The organism is Streptomyces cavernae (genome assembly GCF_004023625.1).
Taxonomy (GTDB): Bacteria; Actinomycetota; Actinomycetes; order Streptomycetales; family Streptomycetaceae; genus Streptomyces; species Streptomyces cavernae.
The window spans coordinates 139,925-158,808 of sequence record NZ_RPDJ01000008.1; the positions used below are offsets into that span (position 1 = coordinate 139,925).

Annotated in this window: 18 protein-coding genes; 12 read left to right on the forward strand and 6 right to left on the reverse strand. The window is 72.3% G+C overall.

The features are described 5' to 3' along the window. Positions 1 to 60 precede the first annotated feature (60 nt). Positions 61 to 1,398 (forward strand): DUF6986 family protein, encoded by a 1,338-nt coding sequence (locus EF387_RS20795; RefSeq protein ID WP_128378101.1) that lies wholly within the window; start codon positions 61 to 63, stop codon positions 1,396 to 1,398. Positions 1,399 to 1,596: 198 nt separating this feature from the next. On the opposite strand, the gene EF387_RS20800 is transcribed toward EF387_RS20795, so the two are convergent. Then, on the reverse strand, positions 1,597 to 2,634 hold the full coding sequence (locus EF387_RS20800) for a LacI family DNA-binding transcriptional regulator (RefSeq protein WP_128378102.1): 1,038 nt from the start codon (positions 2,632 to 2,634) through the stop codon (positions 1,597 to 1,599). Between the two features lie 312 nt (positions 2,635 to 2,946). Between EF387_RS20800 and EF387_RS20805 the strand changes: the two genes are divergently transcribed. The 3 genes from EF387_RS20805 to EF387_RS20815 all read left to right on the forward strand — a co-directional run bounded on the left by EF387_RS20805 (position 2,947) and on the right by EF387_RS20815 (position 5,597). Continuing rightward, on the forward strand, positions 2,947 to 3,906 hold the full coding sequence (locus EF387_RS20805; RefSeq protein WP_128378103.1) for an ROK family protein: 960 nt from the start codon (positions 2,947 to 2,949) through the stop codon (positions 3,904 to 3,906). Positions 3,907 to 4,179: 273 nt separating this feature from the next. Beyond that, positions 4,180 to 4,386, forward strand: coding sequence for a hypothetical protein (locus tag EF387_RS20810; protein WP_128378104.1), 207 nt, complete (start codon positions 4,180 to 4,182; stop codon positions 4,384 to 4,386). Between the two features lie 170 nt (positions 4,387 to 4,556). Further along, positions 4,557 to 5,597, forward strand: a complete 1,041-nt coding sequence (locus tag EF387_RS20815) for an NUDIX hydrolase (RefSeq protein WP_128378105.1) — start codon at positions 4,557 to 4,559, stop codon at positions 5,595 to 5,597. 56 nt (positions 5,598 to 5,653) lie between these two features. On the opposite strand, the gene EF387_RS20820 is transcribed toward EF387_RS20815, so the two are convergent. Beyond that, the gene (locus tag EF387_RS20820) at positions 5,654 to 7,009 is read right to left on the reverse strand and encodes a dipeptidase (RefSeq protein ID WP_128378106.1); all 1,356 of its coding nucleotides are present in this window, start codon (positions 7,007 to 7,009) and stop codon (positions 5,654 to 5,656) included. Between the two features lie 209 nt (positions 7,010 to 7,218). On the opposite strand from EF387_RS20820, the gene EF387_RS20825 reads away from it, so the two are divergent. Beyond that, a complete protein-coding gene (locus tag EF387_RS20825; RefSeq protein ID WP_128378107.1) occupies positions 7,219 to 8,424 on the forward strand; it encodes a geranylgeranyl reductase family protein in 1,206 nt (401 codons plus the stop codon). A gap of 12 nt (positions 8,425 to 8,436) precedes the next feature. Here EF387_RS20825 and EF387_RS20830 read toward each other — a convergent pair whose 3' ends face one another. Further along, entirely contained in the window at positions 8,437 to 8,886 is a 450-nt protein-coding gene (locus tag EF387_RS20830) for a nitroreductase family deazaflavin-dependent oxidoreductase (RefSeq protein WP_128378108.1), read from the reverse strand. Between the two features lie 177 nt (positions 8,887 to 9,063). On the opposite strand from EF387_RS20830, the gene EF387_RS20835 reads away from it, so the two are divergent. From EF387_RS20835 to EF387_RS20845, 3 genes are all read left to right on the forward strand, one after another. Further along, on the forward strand, positions 9,064 to 9,783 hold the full coding sequence (locus EF387_RS20835; protein ID WP_128378109.1) for a TetR/AcrR family transcriptional regulator: 720 nt from the start codon (positions 9,064 to 9,066) through the stop codon (positions 9,781 to 9,783). Positions 9,784 to 9,883: 100 nt separating this feature from the next. After that, a complete protein-coding gene (locus tag EF387_RS20840; RefSeq protein ID WP_420802601.1) occupies positions 9,884 to 11,179 on the forward strand; it encodes a sensor histidine kinase in 1,296 nt (431 codons plus the stop codon). Then, positions 11,176 to 11,841, forward strand: a complete 666-nt coding sequence (locus tag EF387_RS20845; protein ID WP_128378111.1) for a response regulator transcription factor — start codon at positions 11,176 to 11,178, stop codon at positions 11,839 to 11,841. Before EF387_RS20840 ends, EF387_RS20845 begins: the two co-directional genes overlap by 4 nt. Before the next feature lie 93 nt (positions 11,842 to 11,934). Here EF387_RS20845 and EF387_RS20850 read toward each other — a convergent pair whose 3' ends face one another. Together EF387_RS20850 and EF387_RS20855 are read right to left on the reverse strand one after the other, a co-directional pair. Beyond that, the gene (locus tag EF387_RS20850) at positions 11,935 to 12,672 is read right to left on the reverse strand and encodes a maleylpyruvate isomerase family mycothiol-dependent enzyme (protein ID WP_128378112.1); all 738 of its coding nucleotides are present in this window, start codon (positions 12,670 to 12,672) and stop codon (positions 11,935 to 11,937) included. A 109-nt stretch (positions 12,673 to 12,781) separates the two neighbouring features. Beyond that, on the reverse strand, positions 12,782 to 13,561 hold the full coding sequence (locus tag EF387_RS20855; RefSeq protein WP_128378113.1) for a DeoR/GlpR family DNA-binding transcription regulator: 780 nt from the start codon (positions 13,559 to 13,561) through the stop codon (positions 12,782 to 12,784). 170 nt (positions 13,562 to 13,731) lie between these two features. Here EF387_RS20855 and EF387_RS20860 point away from each other — a divergent pair, with 170 nt between their 5' ends. From EF387_RS20860 to EF387_RS20870, 3 genes are all read left to right on the forward strand, one after another. After that, positions 13,732 to 14,622 carry an SIS domain-containing protein gene (locus EF387_RS20860; protein ID WP_128378114.1) on the forward strand — a complete coding sequence of 297 codons (891 nt, stop codon included), beginning with the start codon at positions 13,732 to 13,734 and terminating at the stop codon, positions 14,620 to 14,622. Between the two features lie 51 nt (positions 14,623 to 14,673). Then, on the forward strand, positions 14,674 to 15,534 hold the full coding sequence (locus EF387_RS20865; RefSeq protein ID WP_128378115.1) for a class II fructose-bisphosphate aldolase: 861 nt from the start codon (positions 14,674 to 14,676) through the stop codon (positions 15,532 to 15,534). 151 nt (positions 15,535 to 15,685) lie between these two features. After that, a complete protein-coding gene (locus tag EF387_RS20870) occupies positions 15,686 to 16,522 on the forward strand; it encodes an AraC family transcriptional regulator (RefSeq protein WP_128378116.1) in 837 nt (278 codons plus the stop codon). Here the strand turns inward: EF387_RS20870 and EF387_RS20875 are convergent. After that, on the reverse strand, positions 16,512 to 17,651 hold the full coding sequence (locus EF387_RS20875) for a methyltransferase (RefSeq protein WP_202918330.1): 1,140 nt from the start codon (positions 17,649 to 17,651) through the stop codon (positions 16,512 to 16,514). The genes EF387_RS20870 and EF387_RS20875 overlap by 11 nt on opposite strands. Positions 17,652 to 18,177: 526 nt before the next feature. Here EF387_RS20875 and EF387_RS20880 point away from each other — a divergent pair. Next, complete coding sequence (locus EF387_RS20880; RefSeq protein WP_128378117.1) at positions 18,178 to 18,849, forward strand: alpha-ketoglutarate-dependent dioxygenase AlkB family protein; 672 nt, start codon at positions 18,178 to 18,180, stop codon at positions 18,847 to 18,849. The last annotated feature ends 35 nt before the right edge of the window (positions 18,850 to 18,884 follow it).

An 18,884-nucleotide genomic window follows, 5' to 3' on the forward strand; every position in this document is an offset into this window, starting at 1 on the left:
GCCGGATAGCTTCACGATGCGGACTTACTATTCCGCAAACAGGAAAACGAAGGGTGTGGGATGGGCCGGCAGGAGAAGGTGACGACCAGCCTCGCGGACGGCGTGACCAGGGAAATCAGCGCCTCACTCGCCTCCGTCGACGCGGAGCTGGAGCGCTGCTACCCCGGCGACCCCGGCACCCGCCAGCCGGTGCACACCGTGTACGTACCCGGCGACGCCTTCGCCGCGAACACCCTCCAGTCCTGGGGTGATCAAGCTCTCACCGCACTCGACCGGCACGCCCCGGACGCCGCCGCGTTCGCCGCCGTACTCGGACTCGCCGACGGCCTCGCCGAACCGGTCCACGACCGGGTGCGCGCCAAGCTCGAGCGCGAACCGGTCGAGGATCTGCGGGTCGACTTCGAGGACGGCTACGGAGTGCGCCCCGACGCCGAGGAGGACCAGACCGCCGCGCGAGCGGCCAGGCTGATCGCGGAGGCGTACGCCGCCGGCACCGCGGCCCCGTACATGGGCATCCGGATGAAGTGCATGGAGGCGCCCGTACGCGACCGGGGCATCCGCACCCTCGACATCTTCCTCACCGGTCTGATGGCGGCCGGCGGACTGCCCGACGGGCTCGTCCTCACCCTGCCCAAGGTGACCTATCCGCAGCAGGTCACCGCACTGGTGCGGCTGCTGGAGGAGTTCGAGAAGGCGCACGGTCTGCCGGCCGGGCGGATCGGGTTCGAGATCCAGATCGAGACCAGCCAGGCCATCCTCGCCACCGACGGCACCGCCACCGTCGCCCGGATGATCCAGGCCGCCGAGGGCCGCGCCACCGGACTGCACTACGGCACGTTCGACTACAGCGCCTGTCTCGGCGTCTCCGCCGCCCACCAGGCTCCCGACCACCCGGCCGCCGACCACGCCAAGGCGATCATGCAGGTCGCGGCGGCGGGCACCGGCGTACGCCTCTCCGACGGCTCCACCAACGTCCTGCCGGTCGGTCCCACCGAACAGGTTCACGCCGCCTGGCGACTTCACCACGGCCTCGTCCGGCGCGCCCTGGCCCGCGCCTATTACCAGGGCTGGGACATGCACCCCGGCCACCTCCCGACCCGCTACGCCGCCGTGTTCGCCTTCTACCGCGAAGGCTTCGAACAGGCCGCGGCCCGCCTCGCCCGGTATGTGAGCCGGGCGGGCGGCGACGTACTGGACGAGCCCGCCACCGCCCGGGCACTCTCCGGCTATCTGCTGCGCGGCCTGGACTGCGGCGCCCTCGACGTCGCCGAGGTCGCCCGGCTGACCGGCCTGACCAGGAGGGACCTGGAGGACTTCGCGATGCCGCGCCGCCCGGCGGACCGGACGGACCGTACCGCCCCGGCGGACCGGACGGACCGTACCGCCCCGGCCACATAGCGGCTCCGTAGCGGCTTGCCGGCCGCGTTCGGACCTGCTGTAACTCCAGGACCTGCTGGGGTCGCAGGACCGGCTGGGCCCGCGGGACCTTCTTCACCTGCGGACCCTCCGGCGCGGAGTGCCCGTGCCAGCCATCGGTGACTTGGCTGAAATTGATCTATGTGCCGGACGTGAAGAGTGCTAACACGGCGGCAATGCTCAGTCCGCAGGCGGGAGTTCGCCCGAACCCCGGGTGATCAGCCGGGTGGGCAGTTCGATCCGCTCCGGGGTGTGCGGGGCGCCGTCCAGCTGACGGAACAGTCGCTCGGCGGCCGTACGGCCGAGCTGTGCCGCGTCCTGGGCGACCACCGTGACGCCGGGCTGGAGGAGGTCGGCGAGCTCGAAGTCGTCGAATCCGACGAGGGCGACCGGGCGGTGGTGTTCGGCGAGGACCCGGACCACGGTGACCGTCACCCGGTTGTTGCCCGCGAAGACCGCCGTGACCGGGGCGGGACCGGAGAGCATCGCCTCCGCGGCGAGCCGCACCCGCTCGGGGTCGGTGACGCCGAGTGACATCCAGGAGTCCTCCACCGGGATGCCCGCGTCCGCCATGGCGGTCCGGTAGCCGCGCAGCCTCTCGGCCGCGGTGTGGATGCGGGGCATGTCGCCGATGAAGCCGATCCGGCGGTGGCCGTGGGCGATGAGGTGGGCGACGCCGTCGCGGGCGCCGCCGAAGCTGTCCGACAGCACGACGTCGGCGTCGATCCTTCCGGCCGGGCGGTCCACGAAAACCGTGGCGACGCCCGCCTTTATCTCGGGTTCCAGATAGCGGTGGTCGTCCCCGGCCGGGATGACCACCAGCCCGTCCACCCGACGCGCGCACAGGGCCAGCACCAGCTCCTGCTCGCGGTCCGGGTCCTCGGCGCTGGAACCGTTGATCAGCAGCGCGCCATGCGCGCGGGCGATCTCCTCGACCGCACGGCTGAGCGGGCCGTAGAACGGGTCGGCGAGGTCCTCCAGGACGAGTCCGATACTGGCCGTGCGGCCCTTGCGCAGCACGCGGGCGCTGTCGTTGCGGCGGAAGCCCAGCGCCTCGATCGCCTCCTGCACCCGGCGTTCGGTGTCCGGGGTGACCCCCGGCTCGCCGTTGACTACGCGGGAGACCGTCTTGAGTCCGACACCCGCACGCGCGGCGACGTCCTTCATGGTCGGACGATTGCCGTAGCGCTTCTCGGTTCGGCGTGCGGTCTCGGCCACGATTTCCTGCCCCGTCCTGTCCTGTCGGCTGCCCTGTCGGCCGCGCGGTGTTTGGTCGGTCCTGAAGTGGTGTATTTCGAAGTGGCGTCGAGCATAGAGCCTGGACAACGTTGTCAGATGCAGGAGAAACTGTCCACGCAATCTCCGGCCCGGTACTCGCGGACGTGTGGCGCTGCCCGTTCGGGCGTTCCGACGGCCCGTACGAGCAGGTGGTGCCGCCCGTATGGGAGGGTGGCTGCCGCCCGCTGCCGCGGCCGGGGATCCGGGGGGCCGCCCTCTCGGAAAGACACGTACCGGGAGAAACTGACACAGATGCACACCGACCTCGTGGCCGCGCTCGACATCGGCGGCACCAAGATCGCCGGAGCGCTGGTGGACGGCGATGGCCGGATCCTGCTGCGCGCCCAACGGGCGACACCCGCGCAGGAGGACGGCGACACCGTGATGCGGGCCGTGGAGGAGGTGCTCGGTGAGCTGACCGTGTCGCCGCTGTGGGGCCGGGCCGGCGCCGTGGGAATCGGCAGCGCGGGTCCGGTGGACGCCTCGTCGGGCACCGTCAGCCCGGTCAACGTGCCCGGCTGGCGGGACTTCCCGCTCGTCGAGGGGGTCAGGGCGGCGACCGGAGGGCTGCCGGTGGAGCTGATCGGCGACGGGGTGGCCATCACCGCCGCCGAACACTGGCAGGGGGCCGCGCGGGGGCACGACAACGCGCTGTGCATGGTGGTGTCGACCGGGGTCGGTGGTGGGCTGGTCCTCGGCGGTCGGCTGCACGCCGGGCCCACCGGGAACGCCGGCCACATCGGCCACATCTGCGTGGAACTCGACGGCGACCCCTGCCCCTGCGGATCACGCGGCTGCGTCGAACGCATCGCCAGCGGGCCGAACATCGCGCGACGCGCGGTGGAACAGGGCTGGCTGCCCGGACCGGACGGCGACACGTCCGCCGCGGCGGTGGCCGCTGCGGCGCGGGACGGCGATCCGGTGGCGGTGGCGTCCTTCGCGCGCGCGGCGAAGGCCCTGGCGGCCGGGATAGCGGCGACGGCCACGCTCGTCGAGATCGACATCGCGGTGATCGGCGGGGGAGTGGCGAAGGCCGGGGACGTGCTGTTCGCTCCCCTTCGGGCGGCGCTGCGGGACTACGCGACCTTGTCGTTCGTGCGGCGGCTGAGCGTGGTGCCCGCGGTGATGGGCACGGACGCGGGGTTGGTCGGGGCCGCCGCGGCGGCGCTGGAGGGTGTGCGGGAAGCCGTACCACTGCCGGCGGAGGCATAGGGAGCGCACGAGCGCGGCGGGTGGGGTTTCGACCGCCCGCCGCCTGTGCCCGTCGGTCTGGCGCCTGTTCCCGTCGTCGGCTCGTCGGCTGTTGCCGTCGCCGTTGGCTCGTCGCCCGTTCCCGTCGGGCTCGGGGCGCCTTGTGTGCGGGCCGGTGGCGGGGTGGCCGGCCGACCATTCGTCACACGCCATCCCAAGCACGACCATGTGTCGATGTGACCTGAGTCACCAATTTCGGCGTGACTCTTCGGGCGCCGCGCAGTTGAACGAGGCATGAAGAAGCGAAGCATGCTTGCCCTTGCGTCCCTCGCCACCGGATTCGTCGTCGCGGCGGTGACCCCCTCGCACGCCGCCCATGGCGAAACCCTGCCGAAGGCGGACGCCAAGGACTCCCTCAGCGCCCTGGACCGCACCCTCGGCAGCGCCGAGAGCCTCCCCGACGTCCCCGACGCGGACGACGCCCTCGGACAGCGCGGCTGACCGGAGCGACCCTCTCCCCGGCGCCGGTGCCCCAGTGGCACCGGCGCCGTCGTGTCCGGGCCCGGCCCCCCGTAGGGCTCGGACGTCACAAGGCGACCTCATCAGGCGTGCGTTTCCATGGCACTGTGGAACGGGCAAGCCTCAGGGGGTCCAACAGCAGAGGGGGAACCGTGATCGTCTGGATCAACGGTGCGTTCGGTGCGGGGAAGACCACCACCGCACGGGAACTGATCGACCTGATCCCGAACAGCACGCTCTTCGACCCCGAGGTCATCGACGCCCAGCTGGCACACCTGCTGCCGGCCAAGCGCCTGGCCGAGGTGGGCGACTTCCAGGACCTGCCCATCTGGCGGCGGCTGGTCGTCGACACCGCGGCCGCACTGCTCGCGGAGCTCGGTGGGGTGGTGGTGGTCCCCATGACCCTGCTGCGCCAGGAGCACCGCGACGAGATCTTCGGCGGGCTCGCCGCCCGTCGCGTCCCCGTCCGGCACGTCCTCCTCGCCCCGGCCGAAACGATACTGCGCCAACGCATCGCCGACCGGCACATACCCGACGACCTCCCTGACGGGGAGATACGCATACGGCAGTGGTGCTACGACCAGATCGAGCCCTACCGGTCGGCGCTGGCCTCCTGGCTCACCGTCGACGCCCACCCGGTCGACACCGGCGCCCTCACCCCGTACGAGGCCGCCGAGCGCATCGCCGAGGCCGTCCGCACCGGTGAGGCGCCCGTCTGCGACATCGTGCAGACGCCCGAGCCCACCGCGGAGACCGTCGCCTCCGGAGTGCTCCTCTTCGACGAGCACGACCGCGTCCTGCTCGTCGACCCCACCTACAAGCCCGGCTGGGAGTTCCCGGGAGGCGTCGTGGAACCCGGTGAGGCCCCGGCGCGCGCCGGAATCCGCGAGGTGGCCGAGGAGACCGGACTCACCCTCGACGAGGTGCCGCGCCTCCTCGTCGTCGACTGGGAACCGCCCACCCCGCCCCGCTACGGGGGCCTGCGCTTCCTCTACGACGGCGGCCGACTGGACGCGGCCACGGCCGGGAGTCTGCTGCTGCCGGGGCCCGAGCTCCGCGGCTGGCGCTTCGTGTCCGAGGAGGAGGCCGCATCGCTGCTGCCCCCGGTCCGCTACGAACGTCTGCGCTGGGCCCTGCGCGCCCGCGAACGTGGTGCCGCACTCTATCTGGAGGCAGGCGTTCCGATCGGCTGAGGTCCCTGTTCGCGGATGTCCGCGTCCGTGGCGTCCGTGGGCGTCCGCGGCTGACCTCAGCCCCTCGCGTAGTTGCGCAGGAACAGGGCCTCCGCGAAGGCGAGTCGCTCCAGTTCCTGCGGTGACACGCTCTCGTTGACCGCGTGGATCTGCGCCTCGGGCTCACTCAGGCCGATCAGCAGGATCGCCGCCTGGGGGTAGAGGGAGGCGAGGGTGTTGCACAGCGGGATCGAGCCGCCCTGGCCCGCGTACTGCATCTGCTCGCCCGGGTACGCGACCGCCATCGCCTCGGCCATCGCCGTGTACGCCGGGCTGGTGGTGTCGGCGCGGAAGGCCTGGCCCTGACCGATGTGCTCGAAGCTCACCCGGGCACCCCACGGCGTGTGCGCCTCCAGATGCGCCTGGAGCAGCTTCGTCGCCTCCTGGGCGTCCGTCCCCGGCGGAACCCGCAGGCTGATCAGCGCCCGGGCGCTCGCCTGCACGGACGGGGTCGCGCCGACCACCGGCGGGCAGTCGATGCCGAGGACGGTGACGGCGGGCCGCGCCCAGATCCGGTCGGCGACCGTACCGGAGCCGATCAGCCGCACACCGTCGAGCACCTTGGCGTCCTGACGGAACCGTTCCTCGTCGTACTGCAGCCCGTCCCACGTCGTGTCGGCGGTGAGCCCGTCGACCGTCGTCGAACCGTCCTCCGCGCGCAGCGAGTCCAGTACGCGGATCAGCGCGGCGAGCGCGTCGGGTGCCGCCCCGCCGAACTGGCCGGAGTGCAGATTGCCCTCAAGGGTGTCCAGGCGGACCCGCAGCAAGGTCATACCGCGGAGCGCGGTGGTGACCGTCGGCACCCCAATCCGGAAGTTCCCCGCGTCACCGATGACGACGGCGTCCGCCGCGAGCAGTTCGGGATGCTCCTCCGCGTACCGCTCCAGACCACCCGTGCCCTGCTCCTCGGAACCCTCCACGATCACCTTGACGTTGACGGGCACCCCGCCGTTCGCCTTGAGCGCGCGCAACGCGAGCAGATGCAGCAGCACACCGCCCTTGCAGTCCGCGGCACCGCGCCCGTACCAGCGTCCGTCGCGCTCCGTCAGCAGGAACGGCGGTGTCACCCAGGCGGTTTCGTCCAGCGGCGGCTGCACGTCGTAGTGCGCGTACAGCAGGACGGTCCTGGCGCCCTCGGGCCCCGGCAGGAGCCCGTACACCGACTGCGTACCGTCCGGGGTGTCGAGCAACGCCACGTCCTCGAAGCCCTCGGCGCGCAGTGCGTCGGCCACCCAGTTCGCGGCTGACTCGCTCTCGCTCTTCGGGTACTGGTCGAAGTCCGCCACCGACTTGAAGGCCACCAGCTCGGTGAGCTCCGCCTTGGCCCGGGGCAGCAGCGAGGCGACCGTCTCGGCGACCGGATGCGACGACATGGGCAGGCACGCTCCTCGTGGGTCGGACGCCAGGTGGCCCGGCAGGGATGTCCGGTGCACCTCATGCGCCTGTGCGGTTGCGGGTGCTGTACGGACGCGGGTGATCGCACGTACGCTGCCGATCCTCCCACAACTGACCACGGCGAACGCCGCCGTAGGATGCGGGAGGAAGGTCCGGCAGGCGGCTTGATCGGGAGCAGCGAACCATCGTGAGCAGCGAGAACTCTTCGGGCGAGCGGGTCCAGCGGGTCTGGGACGTTGTCGTGGTCGGCGCGGGACCCGCGGGCGCCTCGGCGGCCTACGCGGCGGCGGTCGCGGGACGGAGCGTCCTGCTCGTCGAGAAGGCGGAGCTGCCCCGGTACAAGACCTGCGGCGGAGGCATCATCGGGCCCTCGCGTGACGCGCTGCCGCCCGGTTTCGAACTGCCCCTGCGGGACCGCGTGCACGCGGTCACCTTCTCGCTGGACGGCCGCTTCTCCCGCACCCGTCGCTCCAGGCAGATGCTGTTCGGGCTGATCAACCGGCCCGAGTTCGACCAGCAACTGGTCGAGCACGCGCAAAAGGCCGGCGCCGAGCTGCGCACGGGAGTCACGGTCTCGCGGGTCGAACAGCACGGGTCCGCCGTGCCGGACCGGCGCACGGTCGCCGTCGTACTGCAGGGCGGCGAGACGCTGCTGGCCCGGGCGGTCGTCGGCGCGGACGGCAGCGCCAGCCGCATAGGGGCACATGTCGGGGTGAAACTCGATCAGGTGGACCTCGGGCTGGAGGCGGAGATCCCGGTCCCGGAGACCGTCGCGGAGGACTGGGCGGGGCGGGTTCTCCTCGACTGGGGCCCGATGCCCGGGAGTTATGGCTGGGTGTTTCCCAAGGGGGACACCCTGACGGTCGGGGTGATCTCGGCGCGTGGCGAAGGCGCCGCGACCAAGCGGTACTTGGAGGACTTCATCGGCCGGCTCGGCCTCGCCGGCTTCGAACCGAGCATCTCGTCCGGGCACTTGACGCGCTGCCGCGCCGAGGACTCGCCGTTGTCGCGCGGGCGGGTGCTGGTGTGCGGGGACGCGGCCGGGCTGCTGGAGCCGTGGACCCGTGAGGGCATCTCGTTCGCGCTGCGCTCGGGGCGCCTCGCGGGGGAGTGGGCGGTACGGATCGCCGAGGCGCACGACGCCGTGGACACCCGTCGGCAGGCACTGAACTACGCTTTCGCGATCAAAGCGGGGCTGGGCGTCGAGATGAGCGTCGGCAAGCGGCTGCTCACGGTCTTCGAACGCCGTCCCGGCCTGTTCCACGCGGCCCTCACCGGCTTCCGGCCGGCCTGGAAGGCGTTCATGGACATCACCCGTGGCTCGACCTCGCTGGGCGAGATCGTCCGCACCCACCCCATCGCCCAGCGCGCCCTGACCGCGCTCGACCGCTGACGGCGCGGGGGCTCACCGGTTGACGGTGATCCGGAAGACGGGGTGCTTGTGTGCGGCCGCGAGCAGTTCCTCGTCGGTGGAGTCGGCGTTGACGTCCCCGAAGAAGCGGCCCACTTCCCAGCCCCACTTCTTGAGGTAGGTACGCAGGATCGCCGGCTTCTCGGCGTCGGGCAGCTCGACCGCCGTGAACTCCCGTGTCCTGCGCCCCACTTGGAGCCGTCCGCCGCCCGCGGCCCGCATGTTGCGCACCCAGTCGGAGTGGCCGCGGGCCGAGACGAGGTAGGGGCCGTCCTCGTACGGGAGCGGGTTCACGGGGACCCGGCGCCACTCGCCGCTCTTACGGCCGCGGACGGAGAGTTCCGCGTGGCCGAGGATGCTGACGCCGCGGCGGGCGAGCCAACCGACGAACCGGTTCATGCCTGCCTCGAAACCGCCGGGCTTGATGTAGTGCTGCTGAGCCATCGTGACCCCCTATGAGCTGACCTACATTTCGAGAGCACTGCTCTCGCTTGAGAGCAGTGTGCACGACATCGGTGCTCCGGAGCAAGAGCAGCGCTCTCTATTCGGTGCGCCGCTCTCTTCGCGGTGCGACGCTCTCTTTTGTGTGCACCGCTCCGGAATCGTGGCACACTCGCTCGCATGAACACGGCACGAGGAGCCCGGGCCCGCGCCCGTATCGAAGTGACCGCGGCCATCAAGGACGCGGCGCGCAGACAGCTGGCCGCCGAGGGCGCCGCGAAGCTGTCGCTGCGCGCCGTGGCCCGTGAACTGGGCATGGTCTCCTCCGCCGTGTACCGCTACTTCCCCAGCCGCGACGACCTGCTGACCGCGCTCATCGTCGACGCGTACGACTCGTTGGGGGAGGCCGCGGAAGCGGCACACGCCGAGGTGGCGGACGCGGAACACGCCCACCGCTGGGGTGTCGTGTGCGAGGCGGTGCGGACGTGGGCGCTGGCGCATCCGCACGAGTACGCGCTCATCTACGGAACGCCCGTCCCCGGCTACACCGCGCCGAAGAGCACCGTGCCGGCCGCGTCCCGGGTCGCCCTGCTCCTCATCGCCGTGGTCCGCGACGCCTACCACGGGCCGGGTGTGGCCCGTCCGACGCTCCCGGCCGAGCTGCAGGCCGAGGCCCGGCGGATGGCCGCCGACCTCGCCCCCGATCTGCCGCCCGAGACGGTCGCGGCGCTGGTCGCCGCGTGGGCTCAGCTGTTCGGGCTGGTGAGCTTCGAGGTGTTCGGGCATTTCAGGGGGGTGGTCGAGGACCGCGAGGCGTTCTTCCGCCACGCGGTGGGGAACCTGGCGCACGGCGTGGGGCTGGTGTACCCGAAGAGCGCGGGGCGCGGGACCGGCCGCTGACGTTCGAGTGCCGGGCTCGCGGTGCCGCGTGAGTACTACGCGGGGAGTACGCCCGATCGCCACACCCGGCGGACGTCCGCACCGCGACCCGGCCTCTAGCGTGGCTGTCATGAAGGAGCAGCGTGGGTGCGGCGAGCCGTCGGAGTGGTCACCGCACGGGCCGGGCTGGTGGCGGGACGGGCCGGGCTCCTGGCCGCACGGGCCGGGCTGGTGGCGGGACGGGCCGGGCTCCTCGCCGCACGGGCCGGGCTGGTGGCGAGGGGACGGCGGAGGGTGGCCCTGGCGGTCCACGGCCGTGATCACCGCTGTGGTGGTCATCGGGTCGGCCTTCGCCTCCCGGGAACAGAAGGGCGAGCGCGTACAGCTCGACGGACTCGGCGTCGCCCTGTTGCTCCTGGGCTGCGCCCTACTGCTCTGGCGGAAGCGGCACCCGGTCGTCGTGGTCTTCGGCACGGCCGGCACGGTGCTGGTCTACGTTGGGGCCGGATACGTGTACGGCCCCGTCTTCGTCACCGTCGCCGTCGGCTGCTTCAGCGCGGTACTGGCCGGGCACCGCCGGGCCGCCTGGAGCGCCCTCGGAATGCTGTGGGCGGGACATCTGCTCGTCGCGCACTGGCTCTACCACCGGCTGCCGCCGTCCGGGGACGACGCCGCGCCGTGGGCGCAGGAGATCGCCGTCGCCACGTGGATGGTGGCGCTCGTCTCCGTCTCGGAGCTGGCCCGGGTGCGCCGTGAGCAGTGGGCCCGGGACCGCGCCGCGCGGGCACAGGCCGCCCGGCGACGCGCCGACGAGGAACGACTGCGCATCGCCCGCGAACTCCACGACGTCCTCGCGCACAGCATCTCCGTGATCAATGTCCAGGCGGGCGTGGGCCTCGCCCTCCTCGACTCCGACCCGGAGCAGGCCCGTACCGCTCTCACCACCATCAAGGCGGCCAGCAAGGAAGCGCTCGGCGAGGTCCGCCAAGTGCTCGGCACGCTCCGCACGCCGGGCGACGCGCCGCGCGCGCCCGCGCCCGGACTCGACCGTCTGCCGGAGCTGGTGGCGCAGGCGGCGGACGCGGGACTCACCGTCGAGACATTGGGGGAGTGCCCCGAGCTCCCGCCGGGCGCGGATCTCGCCGCCTTCCGCATCGTCCAGGAGGCGCTGACCAACGTCATACGGCACTCCGGTGCGCGTCGTGCTCGCGTCCTGATCGACCGCGTGCCGGGCGCACTCCGGCTCCGTATCGACGACGACGGACCGGCGACCGGCGCGGACGCGGGCGGCAGCGGCAACGGTCTGGCGGGGATGCGGGAGCGGGCGGCCGCGCTGGGCGGCACCATCGAGGCGGGCCCACGTGAGGACGGGGGCTTCCGGGTGCTGGCCGAATTGCCGATCGAGGAGGAGCGGTGATCCGTGTAATGCTCGCCGACGACCAGTCGCTGGTGCGCGCCGGGTTCAGGGCCCTGCTCGACGCGCAGCCGGACATCGAGGTGGCGGGCGAGGCGGCCGACGGCGAGGAGGCGCTGCGCCGGGTGCGTCAGCTGCGGCCGGACGTGGTCCTCATGGACATCCGCATGCCACTGCTCGACGGCCTCGCAGCGACCCGCCGCATCACCGGCGACGCTGGGTTGCAGGACGTCAAGGTCGTCATGCTGACCACCTTCGAGCTCGACGAGTACGTCTTCGAGGCGATCCGTTCCGGCGCCTCCGGATTCCTCGTGAAGGACACCGAACCGGAGGAACTGCTGCGCGCGGTGCGGGCGGTGGTGCAGGGTGACGCCCTGCTCTCACCGGGGGTGACACGCCGGCTGATCGCCGAGTTCGCGGCCCGTTCCAAGGAACCCGCTGCGGCGGACGCTCTCGCCCGGCTCACCGAACGGGAACGGGAGGTGATGGCGCTGGTCGGCATCGGCCTGACCAACGAGGAGATCGCCCGCCGTCTGGTCGTCAGCCCGCTCACCGCCAAGACCCACGTCAGTCGCACCATGGTGAAGCTGGGCGCCCGCGACCGGGCCCAACTGGTCGTCCTGGCCTATGAGTCGGGGCTGGTACGGCCGGGCTGGCTGGGCTGACGGGCGGCTTGGGCCTCGCTGGGGCTGAGGGCTCGGTCGGGCGGGCGGCTCCCTTCGGCGGGCGGTTCGGCCGGGAGGAGGCTCGGGGCGGGATCAGTTCCAGGTGACCGCGGACTTCTCCCGCCACAGCGTGGCCAGCGACTCGTCCCCGGTGACGCTCGGGAACGGCCCGCGATTCCACAACGCCAGGTACAACCGCTCGGCGGAGCCCGTCAGCTCGCAGTCGGCGTCCGCCGTCGCGGCCCGCTCCGTCACGGGCGGTTCGGCAGACAGCCGCACCGTCCACACCACACCCGCGTCCTCCGCGCGTATCCGCAGGACGCGGGGCTCGTCGGTCCGCAGTCGGCTCTTCGCCCGGGCGTGGAAGCCGCTCAGCAGCTCGTCGATGCCATCGACCGCGAACTCCTCGGCGATCGCGGTCGGCGTGCCGCCGCGCGCGGACTCCGCGTCGATGCGGTGGATCGTGGTCTCGTGCGCCTGGCGCCGGGCCCAGAAGGCGAGCGGCGACGGCGCCGGCAGGAAACTCCAGCACTCCACGTCGGCCGGGGCGTGGGCGAGCGTGTCGACGAGTTGCCGGTGCCCGCCCCGGAACCAGTCCAGCAAGTCCGCGCCGTCCAGCTCGGTGAGCCCGCCGTCCGGGTGGAAGGAAGTGTGCCCCTCGGCGACGAACGCGGCGGCCCACCGGTGCACCATCGTCGTGTGCCGCAGCAGATCACGCACCCGCCACCCGGGGCAGGTGGGCACGGGAGCCCCAGTACCGCTGTCCTCGGCCGCCCCGGCCAGCAGCCGGCCCTCACTCTCGAGGGTCTTGATGTGGTCCGAAATCTCCATGGCAGGAGTCTGCCGGACAGAGTGTTTGTGCGAACAGGTCGGTTCTCACCTTGCCACCCGGGGGCCCACCGCAGACGCGGCTGTCCGGGGTGCCCGCTGCCCCGCGCAGTCACACCGTGACCACAAAAACCCCCACCTCCTCGAACCGCCGCACCACGTCCTCGTCCACCGCGGTGTCCGTGACCAGGGTGTCCACCGCGTCCGCGGCGCAGATACGGGCGAAGGCGCGCCGGCCCAGTTTGCTCGAGTCGGCCGCGACCACCACCCTTTCGGCGCGCTCGCACAGCAGACGGTTGATCGCGGCCTCCGCCTCGTCGTGCGCGGCGGCGCCCTGTGCCGGGTCGAAACCGACCACGCCCAGTACGGCCACGTCGATGGTGATCTGGGCGAGTACACCGTCCGCGAGCGGCCCGATGAGCTCGTACGACTGCGGCCGGGCGACCCCGCCGGTCACCACGATCTTGAACTGGGGGCGCACGGCCAGTTCGTTGGCGATGTTGAGCGCGTTCGTCACGATGGTCAACGCCGGTGCTCCAGTGGTGAGTTCGGGTCGCGTCGCGAGGGCCCGGGCCACCTCTGTGGTCGTGGTGCCGCCGGTCAGTCCGACCGCCTCACCCGGCGCGATCAGTGACGCCACGGCCTCGGCGATGCGCTGCTTCTCGGAGGCGCGGCGGGCCGTCTTGTAGCGCAGGGGGAGCTCGTAGGACACACCGTGCACCACCGCGCCGCCCCGGGTGCGCACCAGCATCTGCTGCTCGGCCAGCCGGTCGAAGTCGCGGCGGATCGTCGCGGCCGACACCGCCAGCTCCGCCGCCGCCTCCTCGACGTCCAGCCGACCCCGTTCGACGAGCATTTCCAGCAGCGTCTGCCAGCGGGCGTCGCGTGACATCCGCGATCTCCGTTCCTCGATCTTGCCGCGACCCTAGCGCACGCCCCGAGGCGTGGCGCTTCGTCGAAGAGTCCGCTTCCATGCTCGCTGTATGCTTGGTCCTGCTTGAAATACCGATTTATCTTGCACGAACAAGCATGCTCGGGGACGTTTGTGGGGAGAGTGCTCGCATGAGTCATGTCGAGGACGAGCTGACCAGTCAGCCGGAGTGCTGGACACGCGCCGCCGCATGGGCGCCGCGGCACGCCGCCGCGCTGCCGACTCCGGGGGAGCGGGTCGCGGTGGTGGGCTGCGGCACCTCCTACTTCATGGGGCAGGCGATAGCCGCCCTGCGCGAGGGAGCCGGGCACGGCGAGACGGACGCCTTCCCCGCCTCCGAATTCCCCCACGGCCGGCCGTACGACAGCGTCCTCGCCCTCAGCCGCTCCGGCACCACCACCGAGGTGCTGGAACTCCTCGGCCGGCTGCGCGGAACGGTACGGACGACCGCGATCACCGCGGATCCGGGGACGCCGGTGATGCGGGCCGCCGACGACGTCGTCGTCCTGGACTTCGCGGACGAACGGTCCGTTGTGCAGACCCGGTTCGCGACCACCGCGCTCACCCTGCTCCGGGCCCACCTCGGCTTGCACACCGACGCCGTCGTCGCCGACGCCCGCACCGCGCTGCGCACCCCGCTGCCCGACGCGCTCGTCGACTGCACCCAGTTCACGTTCCTGGGCCGCGGCTGGAGCGTCGGGCTGGCGAACGAGGCCGGACTGAAACTGCGCGAAGCCGCACTCGCCTGGTCCGAGGCCTACCCGGCGATGGAGTACCGGCACGGCCCCATCAGCGTCACGACGTCGGGCACCGCGACCTGGATGCTCGGAGAGGCACCCGATGGCCTTGCCCAACAGGTGCGCGGCACCGGCGCGTTGTGGGTACCGGGCGGCCTGGACCCGCTCGCCGAACTCGTCCGCGTCCACCGGCTCGCCGTCGCGGTCGCCGGCCGGCGCGGGCTGGACCCCGACCGGCCGCGCCATCTCACCCGCTCGGTGGTCCTCGCCCCGGCCGTCGACTGACGGCCGGGGAGGAGGAACCCTCAACGACCCGCCCTCGCCACTGGAGGACTTGTGCCCATCGCAGCAACCGGAGCCCTGGTCGCCGAAGCCGCCGAGGCGGGTGCGGCGGTCGCGGCCTTCAACGTCATCACGCTGGAGCACGTCGAGGCGGTCATCGCGGGCGCCGAATCCGTGGACGCCCCCGTCATCCTGCAGATCAGCGAGAACGCGGTGAAGTACCGCTACGGACGGCTGCTTCCGCTCGCCCGCGCCACCACCGCGGCCGCCGAACGGGCCTCCGTGCCCGTGGGATGCCACCTCGACCACGTCCAGAGCGACGAACTGCTGCGCCGGGCCGCGGACGCGGGATTCAGCTCCGTGATGTACGACGCGGCCCGGCTGCCGTATGCGGACAACGTTGCCGCCACCCGGGCAGCCGTCGCCTGGGCGCACCGCCAAGGGCTGTGGATCGAGGCCGAGTTGGGAGAGATCGGGGGCAAGTACGGCCGGCCCCCGTTGGACGCGCACGCGCCCGGTGCCCGGACCGACCCGGCCGAGGCGCGCGCCTTCGTCGCCGAGTCCGGCGTGGACGCCCTCGCGGTCGCGATCGGCAGCTCCCACGCGATGACCACCCGTACCGCCACCGTCGACCACGACCGGCTCGAGCGTCTGTCCGCCGTCCTCGACGTGCCCCTCGTGCTGCACGGCTCGTCAGGGCTGCCGGACGACGAACTGTCGGCGGCCGTCGCGGGCGGAATCTCCAAGGTCAACATCGGCACGGCCCTGAACATCGCGATGACCGGCGCGATACGGAAGTACCTGGACACCCATCCGAAGGCGGTCGACTCGCGCGCGTACCTCAGTGTGGGACGGGAGGCGATGGCGGAGGCGGTGGCGCGACTGATCAAGGTCGTGCGGGGCGGGGTGGGCTGAGCCTGCCGGGGCGGGCCGGGGCAGCCGGCCGTGTCCGTGCGGGGCCGGGGGTGGGCCGGCTGTGTCCGTGCGGGGCGGGGGCGGAGTGGGGCGGCTGAGCAGGACCCGCCGTACCCGAGGCTGCGGACGGCCCCGCTGGTAACTTCTCCCCATGCGCGACACGGAGATCCATCTGGGTGAGCCGCCCGTCGTCGCCAACATCGGGGTCGGGGTGCACGGCGTCGCGAGCCGCACCGATGTCTTCCGGCTGCCCGAACTCTGGCAGTTGCACCTCTACCAGTACGAGGCCGAGCTCACCGTGGACGGCACGGTGCACGCCCTGCGTCCCGGTCGGATCAGCCTCGTACCGCCGGGCACCACCGTCCACTACCGCTACCGGGGCCGATCCCAGCACCTCTACGCACATCTGCGCATCACCACCGCCGGACCCTCGCGCACCCTGCCCGTGGTCCAGGACGCCGGGCACGAACTCCCGTGGCTCACCGGTCAGTTCCTCCGGGCGATCGCCGCCGCGCCCGGAGCCCCGGAGCGCACCCGCGCGGAAATCTGGACGGTGCTGTGGCGGATCACGGACCTGGCGCCCGCGGTCGGCCGGCGGGGGCCGCATCCGGCCGTCACCAGCGCGATCGCGCACATCGAGGCACACCTCGCCGCGCCGCTCACCGTGCCCGGGGTGGCACGCGTCGCCGGCGTCTCGCACAACCACCTGACCAGGCTCTTCCGCCAGGAGACGGGGGGCACGGTGGTGGCCTGGATCCGCCGCCGCAGAATGGAGCGCGCCGGGCATCTGCTGCGCGCGTCGACGCTCTCCATCCCCGCGGTCGCCGCGTCGGTCGGCATCCCCGATCTCCAGGCCTTCAACAAGGCCTGCCGCCGTGAACTGGGCGCCTCACCGCGCGCCTTGCGAAGCACCTTCCCTGACGGCGTCCCGGCCGCCTCTGACGGCGTCCCGGCCGCCCCTGACGGCACCCGGGGCGTCAGGTCCTGACCGCCTTCAGAACCACGAACTTCGCGTCACTCGCGACGAGTTCACTGTTGCCGAAGAGCCGCCGCAGCTTCACGTGGTAGCCGAGATGCCGGTTGCCGATCACCCACAGCTCGCCGCCCCGTCGCAGCGCACGCCGCGCCCCGGTGAACATCCGCCAGGCCGTGGCGTCGGTCGTCGCCTGGTGCGAGTGGAACGGCGGGTTGTTGAGCACGAGGTCGACGCTGCCCGCCGGCATCCCGGTCAGTCCGTCGCCGACCCGGAACTCGGCCTTGCCCTCGATGTCGCCGGAGTTGGCCCGGTAGGTGGCCTCGGCCGACGCGACCGCCTGGTACGACTCGTCCGTGAACAGCACCTCGGCCCCTGGACTGGCCAGCGCCGCCGCCGTTCCGACGATTCCGTTACCGCACCCGAGATCGACGATCCGGGAGCCGTCCCGTCCGCCGGGCAGGTGCCGCAGGAAGAAGCGGGTGCCGATGTCGAGGCGGTCCGCACAGAAGACGCCCGCGTGATTGACCACCGTACGGCCCGACATGGGGCCGATACCGTCGGGGAGGGCGTAGCTGTACGGCCATGGGTCGGCGCCCGCCTCTCCTGCCTCGGGCGTGCAGAAGATCAGCCGGGCCTTCTGCTCGGCGAGTGAGGTCCGGGTCGGTCCGAGGATCCTCTCGAACAGCGTCAGCGTCGAGGTGTGGATCTCCTTGACCATCCCGGTGCCGACGATCACCGTTCCCTCGTGCACGGCGGGCGCCAGCCGGTGCAGTTGGTCCTCCAGGAGCGCCAGGCTCTTCGGCACCCTGACCAGCAGCGTGTCGACGCGCTGGGGCGGGGTGTCCCGGGTGGTGAGCAGCCGTACGGCGGCGGGGTCGACGCCGGCCCGCGCGAGGTTCGCGCGCGTCGCCTCACGGCCCAGGAACGAGTCGCTGATCTGCGTGGGCCGCCGGGCCGCCAGCGCCGTGACCAGCGCACCCCAGCGGTCGCCCAGCACCACGACCTCTCCCGCGGGCTCAGGTCCGATGTGCCGCAGCAGATAGGCGTCGGCGGCGTCCCAGGCACGCAGCCGGTCGCGCGGATCCTCGGGGAAACGGGTGAGTGCGTACTCGCCCCAAGCGGTCGTCAGAGGGTCGTTCATCGTGCGCCCAGGCTAACCGAGCGCCGCCCCAGCCTTGCCGGTCCGTCCGGCGGGCCAACCCCGGTCCCGGCCTGTCCTGGCCACGGCCTGTCCTGGCCACGGCCTGTCCTGGCCACGGCCTGTCCTGGCCACGGCCTGTCCTGGCCACGGCCTGTCCTGGCCACGGCCTGTCCTGGCCACGGCCTGTCCTGGCCACGGCCCGTCCTGGCCACGGCCCGTCCTGGCCACGGCCCGTCCTGGCCACGGCCTGTCCCGGCCACGGCCTGTCCCGGCCACGGCCCGTCCTGGCCACGGCCCGTCCTGGCCACGGCCCGTCCTGGCCACGGCCCGTCCTGGCCACGGCCCGTCCTGGCCACGGCCTGTCCTGGCCACGGCCTGTCCCGGCCACGGCCTGTCCTGGCCACGGCCTGTCCTGGCCACGGCCCGTCCTGGCCACGGCCTGTCCTGGCCACGGCCCGTCCCGGCCACAGCCCGTCCCGGCCCCGCCCCGGTCCGTCCGGCCGGCCGGTCACGGATGATGGATCCCATGGACGCCGAGCTGTTCCCGCGGAGCCGCGAGGAGATCGCGCCGGGCGCGGTCCATGTGCCGGACTGGCTGGACCCCGGACGGCAGCGGAGCCTCCTCGAAGCGTGCCGGTCCTGGGCGCGCCCGCCCGCCGGGCTGCGTACGGTGCGCACGCTCGGTGGCGGCACGATGACCGCCCGACAGGTCTGTCTCGGCCGGCACTGGGCTCCCTACGGGTACGCCCGTACGGCCACCGACGGTGACGGAGCGCCGGTGAAACCGTTCCCGGAGTGGCTCGGCGAGCTGGGGCGCGGTGCGGTGGCCGATGTCTGCGCCGGCGGAGGTGACGTCCTCGGGCCGGGTGTCACGTCGATTCCGACGTACGACGTCGCCCTGATCAACTTCTATGATGCGGAAGCCCGCATGGGCATGCACCGCGACAGCGACGAGAAGTCCGACGCCCCCGTGGTGTCGCTCAGCCTCGGTGACAGCTGTGTCTTCCGCTTCGGGAACACCGAGACGCGGACGCGCCCGTACACGGACGTGGAGCTGCGCAGCGGTGATCTGTTCGTGTTCGGCGGTGCTTCGCGGTTCGCGTACCACGGGGTGCCCCGGGTTCATCCGGGCACCGGGCCACCGGAGTTGGGGCTGACGGGGCGGCTCAACATCACATTGCGTGTGAGCGGTCTGTAGCGGGAGGAGCGGACCGATCATGGGAGACTCGCCCT

What these genes read in the sequence shown, in the direction of transcription:
- EF387_RS20795 (WP_128378101.1), top strand. Translation starts at nt 61, where the DNA reads ATGGGCCGGCAGGAGAAGGTGACGACCAGCCTCGCGGACGGCGTGACC.
- EF387_RS20805 (WP_128378103.1), top strand. Translation starts at nt 2,947, where the DNA reads ATGCACACCGACCTCGTGGCCGCGCTCGACATCGGCGGCACCAAGATC.
- EF387_RS20810 (WP_128378104.1), top strand. Translation starts at nt 4,180, where the DNA reads ATGAAGAAGCGAAGCATGCTTGCCCTTGCGTCCCTCGCCACCGGATTC.
- EF387_RS20820 (WP_128378106.1), bottom strand. Translation starts at nt 7,009, where the DNA reads ATGTCGTCGCATCCGGTCGCCGAGACGGTCGCCTCGCTGCTGCCCCGG.
- EF387_RS20830 (WP_128378108.1), bottom strand. Translation starts at nt 8,886, where the DNA reads ATGGCTCAGCAGCACTACATCAAGCCCGGCGGTTTCGAGGCAGGCATG.
- EF387_RS20835 (WP_128378109.1), top strand. Translation starts at nt 9,064, where the DNA reads ATGAACACGGCACGAGGAGCCCGGGCCCGCGCCCGTATCGAAGTGACC.
- EF387_RS20850 (WP_128378112.1), bottom strand. Translation starts at nt 12,672, where the DNA reads ATGGAGATTTCGGACCACATCAAGACCCTCGAGAGTGAGGGCCGGCTG.
- EF387_RS20855 (WP_128378113.1), bottom strand. Translation starts at nt 13,561, where the DNA reads ATGTCACGCGACGCCCGCTGGCAGACGCTGCTGGAAATGCTCGTCGAA.
- EF387_RS20860 (WP_128378114.1), top strand. Translation starts at nt 13,732, where the DNA reads ATGAGTCATGTCGAGGACGAGCTGACCAGTCAGCCGGAGTGCTGGACA.
- EF387_RS20870 (WP_128378116.1), top strand. Translation starts at nt 15,686, where the DNA reads ATGCGCGACACGGAGATCCATCTGGGTGAGCCGCCCGTCGTCGCCAAC.
- EF387_RS20875 (WP_202918330.1), bottom strand. Translation starts at nt 17,651, where the DNA reads ATGAACGACCCTCTGACGACCGCTTGGGGCGAGTACGCACTCACCCGT.
- EF387_RS20880 (WP_128378117.1), top strand. Translation starts at nt 18,178, where the DNA reads ATGGACGCCGAGCTGTTCCCGCGGAGCCGCGAGGAGATCGCGCCGGGC.